The organism is Desulfovibrio inopinatus DSM 10711 (assembly GCF_000429305.1).
Lineage (GTDB): Bacteria > Desulfobacterota > Desulfovibrionia > Desulfovibrionales > Desulfovibrionaceae > Alteridesulfovibrio > Alteridesulfovibrio inopinatus.
Window position 1 is genome coordinate 1 of the sequence record NZ_AUBP01000002.1, and the last position, 14,565, is coordinate 14,565.

A 14,565-nucleotide genomic window follows, 5' to 3' on the forward strand; every position below is an offset into this window, starting at 1 on the left:
CTTCTCAAACCACCGTTGAATTTTCTTGAATCCTGAACTGAACCTGAAAAAAAAGTGGTTGAAAATCTTCCATGAACCATTCAATTCAGCATAGTTGCGCTTCCCTCCAAAATTAGGACCACCCGTTAAGGTGGAATCTGCGTCCTGAAACAGATAACAAAGGACGTATGACAATGGGCCGCATACGAGCAAACCGTCGTCCAGCCACCCCATCTATCCCTACTTGCTGAGGGATGTGGAGATAGAGCGGGTTAATCAGGTTTGGAGTGCAGATATTACGTATATCCCGATGGAGCGCGGTTTCTTGTATCTGACAGCGGTGATTGACTGGTGGAGTCGGTATGTACTTGCTTGGGAGCTTTCCAACACGATGGAGAGCTCATTTTGTGTTTCAGCGCTGGACCGTGCCCTGGGATTCGGCAGGCCGGAGGTCTTCAATACAGATCAGAGAGCGCAGTTTACAAGTCATGAATTCACAAGCGTATTGCTGCAAAATGAAATTGCCATCACAGCATGGACGGCAAAGGCAGGGCGCTGGATAATGTTTTTGTGGAGCGGCTGTAGTGGACAGTGAAATACGAGGATGTCTACCCGCGAGCCTATTCGAATGGGGCGTCGCTTTACAAAGGACTTGGGCGTTATTTTAAATACTACAATGAGGAACGAAAGTATTCTTCCTTGGACAAAAGGACACCGGCTGAAGTATTCACGGAGGCTATTAGACCGAATTGAATGCCGCCGCCATCGTTCCGCTCCGCCTTCAGCCCTTCGGGCTGCCCCTGTCGGGGACGGGCTCCGCTCCACGATGACGGCAAGAAGAAAGATAAGAAGCCCCAAAAGAAGATCAACATAGACCTGCAGATCCTACCTTAATTTTGCCGGTCGGTGGTTTAAAGATGGGGGGGAGGCCAGAAATCCCATTTGGTGGTTGGTGCTGTGATAAATTTTGAAAGAGCAGAATCAGAGAAGCTATCTCAGCAAATCAATATGTTGATGAATTCCGTTGAAGATTAAAGTTATTAATTTTTTCTTTTATAATGAGTTTGGGTGTACATATCTGATACAACTTTTGTATCGATAAGTTGGAACTCTTTTGAAGTGGTTAATTCTCCGAATAATGATTTACCACCACCCAATAAGATTGGAATAGTAGCAATTATCATCTCATCAATTAAATCTTCTTCTAAAAAATTTTGAATTGTTTTTCCACCGTCTATGTATAAGTCATTGTAACCTTTGTTATTTAGCGACTTAACAATATCTGTAGGATTTCCATTAATCAGTTCAATTTTATCTTCATATTCGTTTGGAATTGTTTTCATTGAATTACTGACAACAAATACTTTTTTTGAATAAGGCCAATCCCCACCAAATCCTTTTACTGTATCAAAAGTATTTCGTCCCATTACTAAGCAATCGATACTATCCATAAAATTGTTAAAATTAGATTGACTTTCATCATCCATTGGTACTGCATTCAGCCAATCAACCGAAGAGTTTTTGTCTGCTATATACCCATCTAAACTCACAGCAATATAAATTTTGTTCGACATATTAAACCTTCATATTAGATATATTGATTTATCGATTACTATCATCTGATGTCGTTACTGTATATTTTACCATTTCTATTTTGATCTTTTGCTGATTTTTTCAGCAATATTTATCATCCATAAATATGCCCAACTCTGACTGAATTTGGTTAACATTAAAGAGAAATCATCAATGATGAGGAAGTGGTAGTGGTGTACCGATAATCCGTTCAAATAGGGGGGCTTTAACCCTAATCTGTAATCAATTTTGGAAAGAAACAGAGAATTCTGAGCAAAACTTCAGAAAATGCTACTAATTTTGCTACTACTGAAAAATCAGCCCCTATATACTCAAATTTGGGTGGTATGCCAAACCTTTTAGACAAAGAAAAACCCCCTTAAAAACATAAATTTTTAAGGGGGGGTGGATGGGTTTGCTACTAAAAATTTTAGTAGCAAAAATAGTAGCAAATCAGTGTTTTTTCACCCTATTTTGAGAGCTATGGTTACTATTCTGTTACTATTTTAATTTTACACCTTTGTAACCGATTGATTACAAAAGGAAAATTTTGGTGTGGGTGGTAGTTTACATCATGCCCAGACAGTGAATTCAGGAATTGAAAGAGGACGAGATGTCTCAAGATGAAATTATGGCGATCACGGAGAGGGCGATTGCTCAACATGAAGCTACTGAGCGAGTTAAAAGCCTTGATGTCTGTGAGGAGAAATCATGTCTGGAATGGAGTTATAGTCAAATGTGGTGTTTGTGGTCAGGCGGCTTCCCTGCCAGATTCATCCATGTCCTCAGCCAAGACTTCTTCGCCGTTGACGAATTTCGTACCAGTGATCAGTTTGTCGAGCAGTTTATATCCGCGTAATCGGCGCCAGCTTTGTTGTGCGGATTGAACCAGCTTGAAGACCATTGCCCGGATCGTATCCCTCGAAACACAGCCTCTGGTTTTACTCGTCCGTAATCGAACTGTGGCAAAGGTCGATTCAATCGGGTTGGTCGTCCGGATGTGCGCCCAGTGTTCCGCTGGAAAATCATAGAAGATCAAGAGTTCTTCTCTGTCCTTTTTGAGACATTGAGCAGCCTTGGGATATTTGGCTTCGTACTTTTTGAGAAACAAATCGAAAGCCTTGTTCGCCTCCTCGTGCGTTGCGGCCATCCAGATTTCATGCAAACCGGCCTTGGCTTTCTTTTGAATGGATTTAGGCAGCTTATTGAGAACATTGGCCGTTTTGTGAACCCAACAGCGTTGCTGCTTGGTTCCAGGAAAGAGTTTACGCAATGCCGCCCAAAAACCGAGGGCACCGTCTGCAATAGCCAGGCTGGGAGGGATTTCTAGACCACGAGTTTTGAGATCAACGAGCAATTCGTACCAGCTTTGCTCGGATTCACGGAACCCGTCTTCCACGGCAAGAAGCTCTTTGCGACCATCCGTCGTAGCGCCAATGACCACAAGGATGCATTGGCGGTCATCATCAGCCCGAATATTGAAGTACACGCCGTCAGCCCAAATATAGATGTAATGGTGCCCCTTCAAGGAACGCTTGTTCCATTCCTGATGTTCATCCTGCCATTGTTGCTTCAATCGGCCGATACTGCTTGAAGACAACCCTTGCGCTTTATCTCCGAACAATGCCGTCAAAACCTTTTTAAAATCGCCGGTGGAAATGCCGTGCAGATACAGCAAAGGTAAAAAATCTTCGATGCTCTCCGTACGCTTCAGATACGGCGGAACAAGTTTGGAAGTGAATTTGATCCCGTTGCCAGTTCTGTCGCGAACCTTCGGCACCTTCACGGGGACCGGACCCGCTCCAGTAAGAATATCACGTTCAGGGAGATAACCGTTTCGGACAACGCCCTTTTTACCGTCAGCGAGAGGCTGAGCAACACGTTCCAATAGTTCTTGAACTTCGATTTCAAGAGCTTGCGCCAAAATCTGCATTGCTCCTTGCCGAGCCAATTCTGTCAACATATCCCGCTTTGCAGCTTGCTCCTCAAAGATCGAAATACTATCCTTGCTCATGGGGGACGTACCTCCAGTTTGTCGGTTTCCATCGTGGATTCTCACCCGACAGGGTACGTCACCCCTCCTACCTCTTCAAACACCACTTTTGGGTATAACTCTCTGGAATGCAGATGTATACCCAAATGGTATTGGCTTTATAAAAAAATAATAAATTCAAAGAGATAGTATAGTTATGAATAGCCTGTTGAAGATTTCTGTTTCTTCCATGTTCGAAAGAGCTAACAAGAGGGCGAAAAGACAAGAGATGTGCGTTTGTTGGTGTTCTGTTCGAATTTATATCAATTTTTTTCATTTAAAAATTCAATAGTTACACTTAAAAAGAACATAACGACAGACTATAATAATCATAACAAATTTATACTTTCTTATTTTATTTACTTTCTTCTTCTCAAACCACCGTTGAATTTTCTTGAATCCTGAACTGAACCTGAAAAAAAAGTGGTTAAAAATCTTCCATGAACCATTCAATTCAGCATAGTGATGCTCCTGTCACGGGAAGAGGGAATACGGTCGCCAAACCTCAAGACAAAACCGAAGTCACCTGGAAAAGACATCAACCTCACCAGCCATTCAGGATGTCATCCTCTTTTGAACGATACAGCTCTTCTATCAACCAACAGCGAAAATCAGGTTTGCACGACAAAGGCCCTTGGTAATATTTCCCAAGGGCCTTTTGTGCAGTGTGAAAGCGAGAAGCACCGCAAGGATGTGGGGATCAGCGATGCATGAAAAAAAGACGTAGGTGATTATACTGTCGCGTCGAAGACATCCATATCGTGTTGTATGGTTTCCAAGGCTTGTGCCCAGAAGGCTTCATAACTGATATCCATGTTGAAGGCTTCAGACACGGCTTGTTCGCATGTCCGCTGGCCAGTAAGGCTTAAGAAGTATTCATACTTGTTAAAGAATTCTGATCCCGATTTTTGAGCGAGACTCGTGATGGCACGGCTTAATAAAAAGCCAAACGTGTAAGGAAAATTATAAAAACTGACACCGGAGATATAAAAATGCAATTTCGAAGCCCAAAACAAGGGGTCAAGTTCGTTGGGATCAAGGGTGTCCCCAAAGCACGTTTCTTGCGCTTCCAACATCAATTCTTTGAGACGTGTAGGGCTTACCTGACCAGCTTTGCGTTCTTCGTAAAAAGATTTTTCAAAAAGATAACGCATATGAATATCGCAGGTAAAGATAGCCGCATCGTTGAGACGAGCTGTGACAATACTGCGCCGTATGGCTTTGCCTTCTTCGTTATCCGGCGCTTGGTTTATAAGGGCTTCCTGAAGAATTGATTCAGCAAATGTACTGGCTGTTTCCGCCAGTGTCATGGGATACATACGAGACAGTGGACGGACATCGCGCAACAAATACCCATGCCAGGCATGACCCAACTCATGGGCTAATGTTTGAATGTCGTTCAAGCTTCCACCAAAGGTCATGAAGACGCGAGAAAATGGATGTTTATATGAAGTGGAACAAAATGCTCCAGGCCGTTTTCCTGGACGCTTTTCGCTCTCTACGCCTCTCTGAGCGAAGATTTCACGAACGAATGTACCTAGAGCCGGATAACGTTGATCAAATGCGCTCTGGACGAAATGAGCCCCTTCTGACCATGAGTATCGTGTCCTTGTCGGACCGGGAAGCGGACAGCTGATGTCCTGAAAGCCAAGTCTGTCACGCCCGATGAGTTTGGCTTTTTGTTTCAGAAAGGTGTGTGGGATATCCCGGAATTTATCAACAGCACGCCACATGGCATCAATGGTTTTTCGCGTCGTAGCTGCATCGAATGCGGCTTGATCAAGAAAGTGAGGAACGCCCCGACGGTCATATAAGGTCAGACGTGTTCCGGCAATCGCATTCAGACTGGCAGCGGCGACGTGGCAGACTTCATCCCAGGCGGCATTCGAATTGACGAGCGCATTTTTACGGACAATCGGATCAGGATCATCTAGAAGGCTGCGTTTCTGAGCCATAGGAACCGTTTCAGGTCCGTCTTTGCCCGGCATGGTAAAAGTGAGTTTACTGCTGACATTATCGTACAGACGACTCCAGGCACTCAGACCGTCAACCATGAGGTCAGCGGCAAGTTTCTCGAGTTCTGCGCTCATCGTCCATTTTGCTTCTTGCCGTGATCGTTCAAGATAATACCGAGCGGAATCAAGTGCTCGACGAGAAAGCAATGCCTCAAAATCATCATCATCGACTTTCTTTAATAATGCATCAACCGGTGCCAAAGCTTTGGAAAACAACGCACCTGTGCGAGAAAGGTTTGCAATGGCAGCGGCATACTGCTCATTTTGGGCGTCAGCTGCAGCCAGACAGTGAAGATAGCACCCCAAATGCGTTCGGTCGGCAATAATCTTTTCAATACGTAGGATAGCCTCAACCCATGCCTCAGCAGTCTCAGGACCTATGGGTTTGAGTTCGGCCGTCAAAAGGGCCAACTCATTGAGATCTGATTCCATTTTATCAGTAAAATCAAGATGTTCTTTCCCTCCAAATTCAGGAAAAAACACGGTCATATCCCAATTGGCGTGCGTATTTAATTCCATGTGCCTGACACATCTCCCTTTGAAAAACTTCAGTTAATTGAATTCGTTGAAATATCCGCAATTTTCGCAGGAAAAACTGAAAAACGTCAGCTCTCCATCCACTTCCTCACATTCGATTTCGTTCGCGTGGCCGCAGTTTTCACAATACACCCTGACGACCTTCATTTCGGAATCAAATTCATATTCTTCGCCGCGAATAGTGATCATGTCACTGAATTGAGCCATGTCATATCTCCTTTGGTTTTCCGACAAAAGAGCACTGATGCACTTTGCACTGATTTTTTGTCTACGAACCTGTCTACGACCTGTCAATCCGACCAGGCGCGTGAAATTTTTTATGCGTGTTCCCAAAAAGAAATAATTATTAATAAAAATAATAATAGATGTTATTAGGGACGTCACTTTGTAGAAAAAGTTTTTATCATACTAAATTTATGATTTATTTTTTAGACAATTCAATCGACGTATAAGGAACGAACGAACATCTCTTAAGATTCAAAGGAGTTTTCTCAAAAAAACGCACACATTTTCGACAAAATTTTCCACAAAAATGATCATAACTATCGTAGTATTTTGAAAATACTGAATATAATTCTCTTATGGAGGAAGTTCTGCTCGAGATGCCATACCGGAGCCTTTGAGTATCCATTCAAATTTGTTATATTGTGAATAATTGCATAAAATATAGACGATATTGGCATCGATAATGACTACAAAGAAAGATATTGTACTTTTTTGTAAATTGATGCATTATTTTGAAGAAGTATTGGTAGGATTGATTAAGAAACTTTTACCTGTGATCGTGTATGATGAACTTCAAGGACTACGACATCGGACCGTATTACGATGAAATGTTCGAAGCGCCGAATCTTCCCCGACCAGGGGCAAAATTGCTTGCAGAAAAGCTGGAAAGTTTAAGTCAGGATGAAATTCTGGCACGGCAGGAAGCTGCCGAACTGGCTTTTTTCGATATGGGGATCACGTTTACGGTCTATGGGCATACCGAGGGTACGGAAAAAATTTTTCCTTTTGATATTGTACCGCGCATTATTGAGGCTGCTGATTGGGAACGCCTTGATAGAGGACTCAAGCAGCGCATTCATGCGTTGAATCTCTTTATTGACGATATCTATCACGACCAAAAGATTATCTCGGACGGTATTGTTCCCGCCGATGTGATTAACACTGCTGAGGGCTATTTTAAGCAGTGTCAGGGCATTGATCCTCCGGGTGGAGTATGGTGCCATATTACCGGTACCGACATTGTTCGTAACGATGCCGGAGAATTTTGTGTTCTGGAAGATAATCTTCGCAGTCCGTCCGGTGTGTCATATGTTATGGCCAACCGACTTATTCTCAAGCGAACCTTCCCACAGGTGTTTGCTGCTGCCGGAGTCCGTCCGGTGGAAGATTATCCGGCCCACTTGCTGCAAACCCTTCATGATGTCGTGCCAGCTCGGGTGAGTCATCCGGTATGTGCATTATTGACTCCAGGTATCTATAATTCCGCGTATTACGAGCATTCATATCTCGCCCAACAAACCGGTATCGAACTTGTGGAAGGTCGTGACCTTATCGTGGAAAATGACACGGTATTCATGCGGACCACACGCGGTCTGGAACGGGTCGATGTCATTTACCGTCGTGTTGGGGAAGATTTTCTTGATCCCACAGTGTTTCGTCCGGATTCCTTACTCGGTGTTCCCGGCATTATGGAAGCGTACCGCAAAGGAAATGTGACACTTGTTAACGCTCCGGGGACCGGGGTTGCCGACGATAAAGTTGTCTACGCCTATGTCCCAGAGATTATAAAATATTATCTTGGTGAAGAAGCGATTATTCCCAACGTACCAACATATCTGTGTTGGCGTGAGAGCGATCGTGCCTTTGTCCTGGATAATCTTGATAGGCTCGTGGTCAAAGCAGCCAACGAGTCCGGTGGATATGGCATGCTTGTCGGCCCGCATTCCACCCAAGAAGAACAGGATGAGTTTGCACGACGCATTAAGGCCAAACCGAGAAATTACATCGCACAACCCACGGTTCAGCTTTCTCGGGTTCCGGTTATTGTCGATCACGGTTTTGAAGGCCGACATGTCGATTTGCGGCCCTACGTGCTTTATGGAAGTGACATCAGAGTTATTCCCGGAGGGTTAACCCGGGTAGCACTGAAGAAAGGATCACTGGTCGTCAACTCGTCCCAAGGGGGCGGGAGCAAAGACACCTGGGTACTTTCACGCTGAGGAGGAAACATGCTTTCACGTGTGGCCGACGCTGTCTATTGGATGAGCCGATATCTTGAACGTGCTTTCAATCAAGCCCGATTTATTGATGTGAACTGGCTTTTGACTTTGGATACTCCGGATCATTATGGAGAACAGTGGGAACCGCTGGTGTCCACGACGGGTGATAGCGAGTTATTTTACAAACTGTATGAACGGGCCAGTCGAAAAAACGTCATTCAATTCATGACGTTCGACTTGAATTATACCAATTCCATTCGGTCATGCATGCGTTATGCTCGAGAAAATGCCCGAACCATTCGCGAAATGATCCCGACAGAAATGTGGGAAGAAATCAATATCTTATATCATTTTGTCGAACGTGCGGCGACGCGTTCCGATGAGGTCGTCAATAATCCGTTTGCATTTTGCTCAGAAGTCAAACGTCGTGGGTTTGTGCTTGGCGGAATCACGTCATCAAGTATGGCGCGGGACGAAGTTTTCAATTTTTTGAATATGGGCCGTATGTTAGAACGTGCCGATAAAACATCGCGCTTGGTCGATGTGAAGTACTTTTTGCTTTTGCCTTCTGCACAAGACGTGAACACAACACTTGACCATATCCAATGGAGCGCTTTGTTGAAAGCAGCGTCGGCTTTTCAGGCATACCGTCATCTCTATGGTCCGATTCAGCCGGAGCGTGTTGTAGAGCTGTTGCTGTTTGACCATGAATTTCCACGGGGTGTTCTGCATTGTCTTGGCGAAGCGCAACACTGCTTACATGAGATTACAGGAACACGTGTCGGTCATTTCTCCAATGAAGCCGAAAAAAAACTTGGCTTGCTTGTGGCTGAACTCTCCTTCCATTCTGCGCTGGAAGTGATTGCCGATGGATTACATGAATTTACCGACAACCTTCAAAAGCGCATGAACAACATCGACGCGGCTATTTCCGATACGTTTTTTTCACCTTCACCGTTGCTTGACTCCTCTCAGGAACAGTGAGAAATACAGTGTCATGACATTCTGCCTCGGTATTACAGTCGATGAAGGGCTCGTCGGTATTGCCGACACGAGAATCACCTCCGGAACAGAGATGATAACAGCCCGAAAAGTAAGCGCCTATCAAAATGGATTTGGCGCGTTTTTTATTATGACTTCGGGATTGCGGAGTGTCCGTGACAAGATGTTGACCTACTTTGAAGAGCGGTTGGGGGAGATGGAGGATTCTCCGGAAAAGCTCTATAGAATGGTCAATCTTCTTGCCGAGGAATTACGCCGTGTGGCCATTGAAGATCGAGAACATCTGAATGCTGGAGGTTTGCATTTCAATCTCCATACCTTGGTTGGTGGACAACTGACCGGGGATTCCAAGCATAGATTGTTTCTTATATATCCTGAAGGCAATTGGGTCGAAGTCGGAGAGGGTACGCCGTATTATATTATTGGCGAAGGTGGGTACGGCAAGCCCGTGCTTGATCGGACATTGAAGCATTCCGACTCACTCAAGTTCGCTCTCAAAGTCGGGTGCCTTGCCTTTGATTCAACCCGTATTTCGGCATCGGATGTGGATTTCCCCATTGATGTCGTCCTGTATTCCCGTCACAGCCATGAAATCGTCGAACATCGGTATGAGGCCACTGATCTTGCTGAAATTTCTTCCTGGTGGCAAAATCAACTTCGGAGTAGCGTCAATGAACTCCCATCGGAGTGGGTAGAAAATATCGCGGCTAAACTCAAGGCTGTCACACGTCGAACTGGTAGACATAAAGAGATGGAATAAACGTGCGTTTCGTCGCGCGGCATACAACACAGTATCATTTTTCCAGACCGGTGTTTCTTGAGCCACACTTCATTCGGCTCACACCGCGTCAGGACTTGACGCAACGTCTTGTTGCGTTCAACCTTGATATCGATCCTCTTCCAGCCGGTCGATTTGACGGTCTCGACGAAGAAGGCAACGCTTGTATCCAGGTGTGGTTTGACGGATTCCATGATCATCTTGATATTTCAACACATTTCGAGGCCATAACCTTAAGGACTAATCCTTTTGGTTTTTTGCTGGAAAAACGCAGTCAATGCTTACCGGTTGCACTCTCTGCGGCGCAATCGGCAAGCTTATCCGCCTGTTTGACGCGTGCCTGGGCTGATAGCACTGCAAGTGATGAACTCGCGCACGATATTCAAGGAAATGTACAGAGTAGTCTGGATTTCCTTCTTCAGCTCAATATGTATCTTTTTGAGCATCTTGAAAAAATCGAGCGTCATGAACCAGGGATTTTGTCACCCAGAAAGGTGCTTTCTGAAAAGAAAGGCGCCTGTCGTGACACGGCCTGCGTTTTCGTTGATTGCTGTCGAGCTGTCGGTATTCCCGCACGCTTTGTCTCGGGATACCAATCCGGTGATCCGGATGTGCCCTACAATGAACTTCACGCCTGGGCCGAAGTTTTTTTACCTGGTCCGGGGTGGCTCGGATTTGATCCCACGCACGGCTTGGTTGCCGCTGACGACCATCTTGCTCTGGCCGCTTCGCACGATCCCATGCAAGCTGCACCGCTTCTCGGAACGTTTCGCGGAACGGATGCCCATTCCACGTTGACCCATCAAGTTGTTTTAGAACGAGTGGAAGAAGGAACGTTCTAAACGATCACTTTTCGTACTCGATTCCAGCTCTTTTCGTGCGAATAAACTGCACAATTTTTTTTGCAATAAGTGGAAACAGACCCAGCAATGCAAAAGAGATGAGCAGTCCCGGTGAGACAATGTCCGCCAAGGACTGGATTTGCCCAAGCTCTTTGCCAGCATTGATGTAGACGGCGGTTCCTGGAAGCATGCCGAGTTGAGAGACCCAATAAAATGTCAGGAGCGGCATTTTAGTTAATCCCATAACCAGATTGATGACAAAAAAAGGAAAAATGGGAATAAGGCGCAAGGTGAAGAGATAGAAGGCGCCTTCGTTTTCAATTCCTTGATTAATTTTTACAAGTTTATCCGGAAATCGTTCTTGAACGGTCTGGCCGAGGATATATCGAGCGACAAAGCAGGCACAGGTTGCACCAATGGTACTGGCAAAGGAGACAAGGACAACGCCGACCCAAAATCCAAAAAGTGCTCCACCGGCCAGACTCATCACCGCTGCACCGGGCAAGCTCAGCGCTGTGACTACGACATAGATAAGGAAATATCCTCCGAGAAAGGCAAGTGTATTCTCAGCATAGAGTGAGGCAAGCTGTTGCTGGGATGATTTGAGATAATCAAGAGTCAGGTATTGACCGAGATCAAACGCAAAGAAGATATAGAGCACGGCGCCGATCGCTGTAAGAATGGCCAGTCGTTTAAGGAGTGTTATCACGAAATTGCTCCTGGTATGTCTTATTGGGATTGGACGTCATGACGCGAAAATGATGTTTTTTGTTACTCTATCTTTCTGAATATGGCGAGTTCATGTGAGGAATGCCAGAGGACAATATATTTTGGGTCAGTGCGTTGTACCTATTGAATCTGATTAATTATATTTATGCTTCCGGTGTCGCTGTGGGAGCGCTGGCTGCTTGAAGACAGATATGGAGGGTTGTACTGCTTTCGTCGGTACTGAAATCAATGGTTCCGCCCATGGTTTGAACAATGAGCTTTGCAGAATATGACCCTAATCCAGTTCCGAATTTCTTACCAGCAGTAACATATTTTTCAAAGAAGCTATCCCGGATTTCCGGAGGGACAGCGCCTTTGTTATGAATATCGATGCGAACTGGATCGTCCAATATGATATTGATACGTATGGCATGGTCGTTCGGCGAAGCTTCGGCAGCGTTTTTGATGAGATTTTCTATCAGAGTCGATAAAAGAAGTTCTTCTGCTTGAACATAAATAACAACATCGGTGGGGAGAGGCTGGTGATTGAGGTTGAACTCAATGGTAATACCTCGTGAGAGATGCGGGCGAAGTACGGCTGGGCAGAGGAAGCGTAAGAACGCAGCGAGATCAATAGGTTTGAGATGCGGTTCATAGCGACCGGTTTCCATTTTATAGAGATCCAGAGAAAAATTGATCATCGCCAGCATTCGTTGGCAAGTGTTTTCAAGTTCGTTGAGGATTTCCAATTGATCTGGAGTTGTATCCTTGAAATGGGAAATGACTTTGAGTCCTGATATTGTTGAAATGAGTGGACTTTTCAGATCATGACGCGTGATGCGTTCAACATCGTCCCGGAGTGTTTCAAGTTCTTTTTTCTGAGAAATATCGGTGACAAATCCTTTATAATGACGAATTTTTCCGTCCTTGTCTCGCATAGCACGAACATTGCGCGACGACCAAAAGACTGAACCATCGCGACGTTTGGACAACACTTCAAAATTGATCACTTCATCGTTGTCTTCAATCAATTGAACCATTTCTTCTCGCCGGTTCGGGTCATCGTAAAGTTGGGTGGCAATATTGCTAACTTCTTTCACCATTTGTGCTGGAGAAGCATATCCATGCATGGTTGCAAACTCGGGATTGACATTGAGATAGCGACCACGAGGCAGTGATTGATATATCCCGACAGGAGCGTTGAGGAAGATTGAATGGTAGCGCTCTTCGGCCTGACGCAATTTGCGTTCGGCTTTTTTACGCTTGGTAATATCTTCCACAATGCCCATGAGGTATTCTCTTCCCGAAGGGTCTTCGAGCATGGTCATGTGAATACGGGCAACGAAATATGTTCCATTTTTTCGACGAAAATGATCTTCTATGGAAACAGATTCTGGATTTTGGCGAATGCGTTTAAGAATCTCTTTGCGTTGTGACGGATTGACATAGAGTTCTCGGGCGATGTCTTTGATCTTAGTGACGACCTGCCGAGGGGATTCATATCCAAGAATGTTTGCAAGACATTGATTGACTTCAATAAACCGACCATCAAGATTAGTTGTAAAAACACCAAGGGGAGAGTTCTCAAAGAACGTTCGATACCGGTTTTTGGCATCGCGTAGAATTTTTTCAGTACGTTTTTCCTGAGTGATATCCAAAATCGTCCCTTCTATTCGAGAGGGATTGCCTGTAGCATCATACTCCACACGGGCACTGCTTCGTCCGTAGCGTAATTCACCGGTACTTGTGAAAAAACGCAGTTCGAGATTGGAATATCCTCCCTGTTTTCGAGTAAGCCGCGAGGCATTGTCTACAATTTCTCGATCTTCAGGATGGACACATTGTAGAAGATCTTCAAAAGAAGGCGTTGGATCACTTGGAGACTTCCCGAGCATGCGGAACAACTCGTCCGACCACAGACTCTCACCAGCAATCAGGTCGTACTCAAAACTGCCGATATGGGCCATGGTTTGAGCAACTTTAAGGCGACGTTCGCTTCTTGTCTGCTCTTCTTCAGACCGTTTGATTTCTGTAATATCTTGGCTGTAAATAGCAATTTGTCGGACTTGACCGCGTAAATCGGCGACAGGGTACAGCACATGCTTGAAATGTTTTCCTTGGGTTTGATCAAAAAAAGTAACAGGCGCATTTTCCCGCACAACGGCGTTGAGTCGTTGGAGTCGTGAAGAAACCACATCCGCAGGAACAAAGGATAAAATATTGTGACCTTCCATCTGCTTTGGGGTTAATCCCATGCGATGTGCCAGACTGGCATTGGCTGCAATGATATCGTATTGTGTGTCGACAAGTGCCGCATAGTCGGCAGTGGCATCGAGTAATGCGCGAAACGCGTTTTGACTCTCAGCGAGGGCTTCATACACTGTTTCCTGACACGTGATGTCCTCCATGACACAATAGCAATACACAGTGCCCTTCGCATCATCAGGAAATGTGCGGATCGAAAACAGCGCACTGACCAGTGATCCGTTTTTGTGGCGTATGATGAGTTGGATATCGTTGACAACACCATCTTTGAGAAAGATAGAATACGAATCTTTAAATAACGCTATTGATTGTTCATCAAGAAAATCAAGAAAAAGCTGACCAATGACGTCGGAGCGGGTATAGCCGAACAGTTCCAGCCACGCTGCATTCACACTTACAATGCGGCCAGTTGTATCAAGATTATGACAGGCCAGAGGAAGGTGATCGAATAAATGAAAGCTGGTTGGGGCATATTGAACATTCTCGGCACGAAGTCGAGTGATTTCGGTTTCCAATTCGGCAACACGACGACGTAACTCTTCATATTCAGGAGTTTTGGGTTGAGGGGAGTCAATATCGTGCTCGTGCATGACGTCCTGTCTGTTGTTTC

The 14,565-nt window shown here is 45.1% G+C and carries 10 protein-coding genes and 1 pseudogene; 5 read left to right on the plus strand and 6 right to left on the minus strand.

Annotated features, from left to right (window positions below):
• Nucleotides 1-175 precede the first annotated feature (175 nt).
• Nucleotides 176-732, plus strand: a pseudogene (locus tag G451_RS34915) (IS3 family transposase); the annotation flags it as partial.
• 287 nt (nt 733-1,019) lie between these two features.
• On the opposite strand, the gene G451_RS0102410 reads toward G451_RS34915, so the two are convergent.
• The 4 genes from G451_RS0102410 to G451_RS0102425 form a co-directional block, all read right to left on the minus strand.
• Nucleotides 1,020-1,553: a dihydrofolate reductase family protein gene (locus tag G451_RS0102410; RefSeq protein WP_027183018.1), complete on the minus strand. Its 534-nt coding sequence runs from the start codon at nt 1,551-1,553 to the stop codon at nt 1,020-1,022.
• A 749-nt stretch (nt 1,554-2,302) separates the two neighbouring features.
• Nucleotides 2,303-3,565, minus strand: coding sequence for an IS256 family transposase (locus G451_RS0102415; protein ID WP_027183019.1), 1,263 nt, complete (start codon nt 3,563-3,565; stop codon nt 2,303-2,305).
• 749 nt (nt 3,566-4,314) lie between these two features.
• Complete coding sequence (locus G451_RS0102420) at nt 4,315-6,117, minus strand: M3 family oligoendopeptidase (RefSeq protein ID WP_027183020.1); 1,803 nt, start codon at nt 6,115-6,117, stop codon at nt 4,315-4,317.
• A gap of 33 nt (nt 6,118-6,150) precedes the next feature.
• Nucleotides 6,151-6,342: a hypothetical protein gene (locus G451_RS0102425; protein WP_027183021.1), complete on the minus strand. Its 192-nt coding sequence runs from the start codon at nt 6,340-6,342 to the stop codon at nt 6,151-6,153.
• Nucleotides 6,343-6,923: 581 nt separating this feature from the next.
• Here G451_RS0102425 and G451_RS0102430 point away from each other — a divergent pair.
• From G451_RS0102430 to G451_RS0102445, 4 genes are read left to right on the plus strand one after another with little or no spacing between them, the layout of a single operon-like run.
• Entirely contained in the window at nt 6,924-8,360 is a 1,437-nt protein-coding gene (locus G451_RS0102430) for a circularly permuted type 2 ATP-grasp protein (RefSeq protein WP_342663744.1), read from the plus strand.
• Nucleotides 8,361-8,369: 9 nt separating this feature from the next.
• The gene (locus G451_RS0102435; RefSeq protein WP_027183023.1) at nt 8,370-9,344 is read left to right on the plus strand and encodes an alpha-E domain-containing protein; all 975 of its coding nucleotides are present in this window, start codon (nt 8,370-8,372) and stop codon (nt 9,342-9,344) included.
• A gap of 13 nt (nt 9,345-9,357) precedes the next feature.
• Nucleotides 9,358-10,122, plus strand: a complete 765-nt coding sequence (locus G451_RS0102440; RefSeq protein ID WP_027183024.1) for a proteasome-type protease — start codon at nt 9,358-9,360, stop codon at nt 10,120-10,122.
• Nucleotides 10,123-10,124: 2 nt separating this feature from the next.
• Nucleotides 10,125-10,982 carry a transglutaminase family protein gene (locus G451_RS0102445; protein ID WP_034640492.1) on the plus strand — a complete coding sequence of 286 codons (858 nt, stop codon included), beginning with the start codon at nt 10,125-10,127 and terminating at the stop codon, nt 10,980-10,982.
• Nucleotides 10,983-10,986: 4 nt separating this feature from the next.
• Here G451_RS0102445 and G451_RS0102450 read toward each other — a convergent pair whose 3' ends face one another.
• Together G451_RS0102450 and G451_RS0102455 are read right to left on the minus strand one after the other, a co-directional pair.
• A complete protein-coding gene (locus tag G451_RS0102450) occupies nt 10,987-11,691 on the minus strand; it encodes a TVP38/TMEM64 family protein (protein WP_027183026.1) in 705 nt (234 codons plus the stop codon).
• A 163-nt stretch (nt 11,692-11,854) separates the two neighbouring features.
• The gene (locus G451_RS0102455; protein ID WP_027183027.1) at nt 11,855-14,545 is read right to left on the minus strand and encodes a PAS domain-containing sensor histidine kinase; all 2,691 of its coding nucleotides are present in this window, start codon (nt 14,543-14,545) and stop codon (nt 11,855-11,857) included.
• Nucleotides 14,546-14,565 lie beyond the last annotated feature (20 nt).

What these genes read in the sequence shown, in the direction of transcription:
- G451_RS0102410 (WP_027183018.1), bottom strand. Translation starts at nt 1,553, where the DNA reads ATGTCGAACAAAATTTATATTGCTGTGAGTTTAGATGGGTATATAGCA.
- G451_RS0102430 (WP_342663744.1), top strand. Translation starts at nt 6,924, where the DNA reads ATGATGAACTTCAAGGACTACGACATCGGACCGTATTACGATGAAATG.
- G451_RS0102440 (WP_027183024.1), top strand. Translation starts at nt 9,358, where the DNA reads ATGACATTCTGCCTCGGTATTACAGTCGATGAAGGGCTCGTCGGTATT.
- G451_RS0102425 (WP_027183021.1), bottom strand. Translation starts at nt 6,342, where the DNA reads ATGGCTCAATTCAGTGACATGATCACTATTCGCGGCGAAGAATATGAA.
- G451_RS0102420 (WP_027183020.1), bottom strand. Translation starts at nt 6,117, where the DNA reads ATGGAATTAAATACGCACGCCAATTGGGATATGACCGTGTTTTTTCCT.
- G451_RS0102415 (WP_027183019.1), bottom strand. Translation starts at nt 3,565, where the DNA reads ATGAGCAAGGATAGTATTTCGATCTTTGAGGAGCAAGCTGCAAAGCGG.
- G451_RS0102455 (WP_027183027.1), bottom strand. Translation starts at nt 14,545, where the DNA reads ATGCACGAGCACGATATTGACTCCCCTCAACCCAAAACTCCTGAATAT.
- G451_RS0102435 (WP_027183023.1), top strand. Translation starts at nt 8,370, where the DNA reads ATGCTTTCACGTGTGGCCGACGCTGTCTATTGGATGAGCCGATATCTT.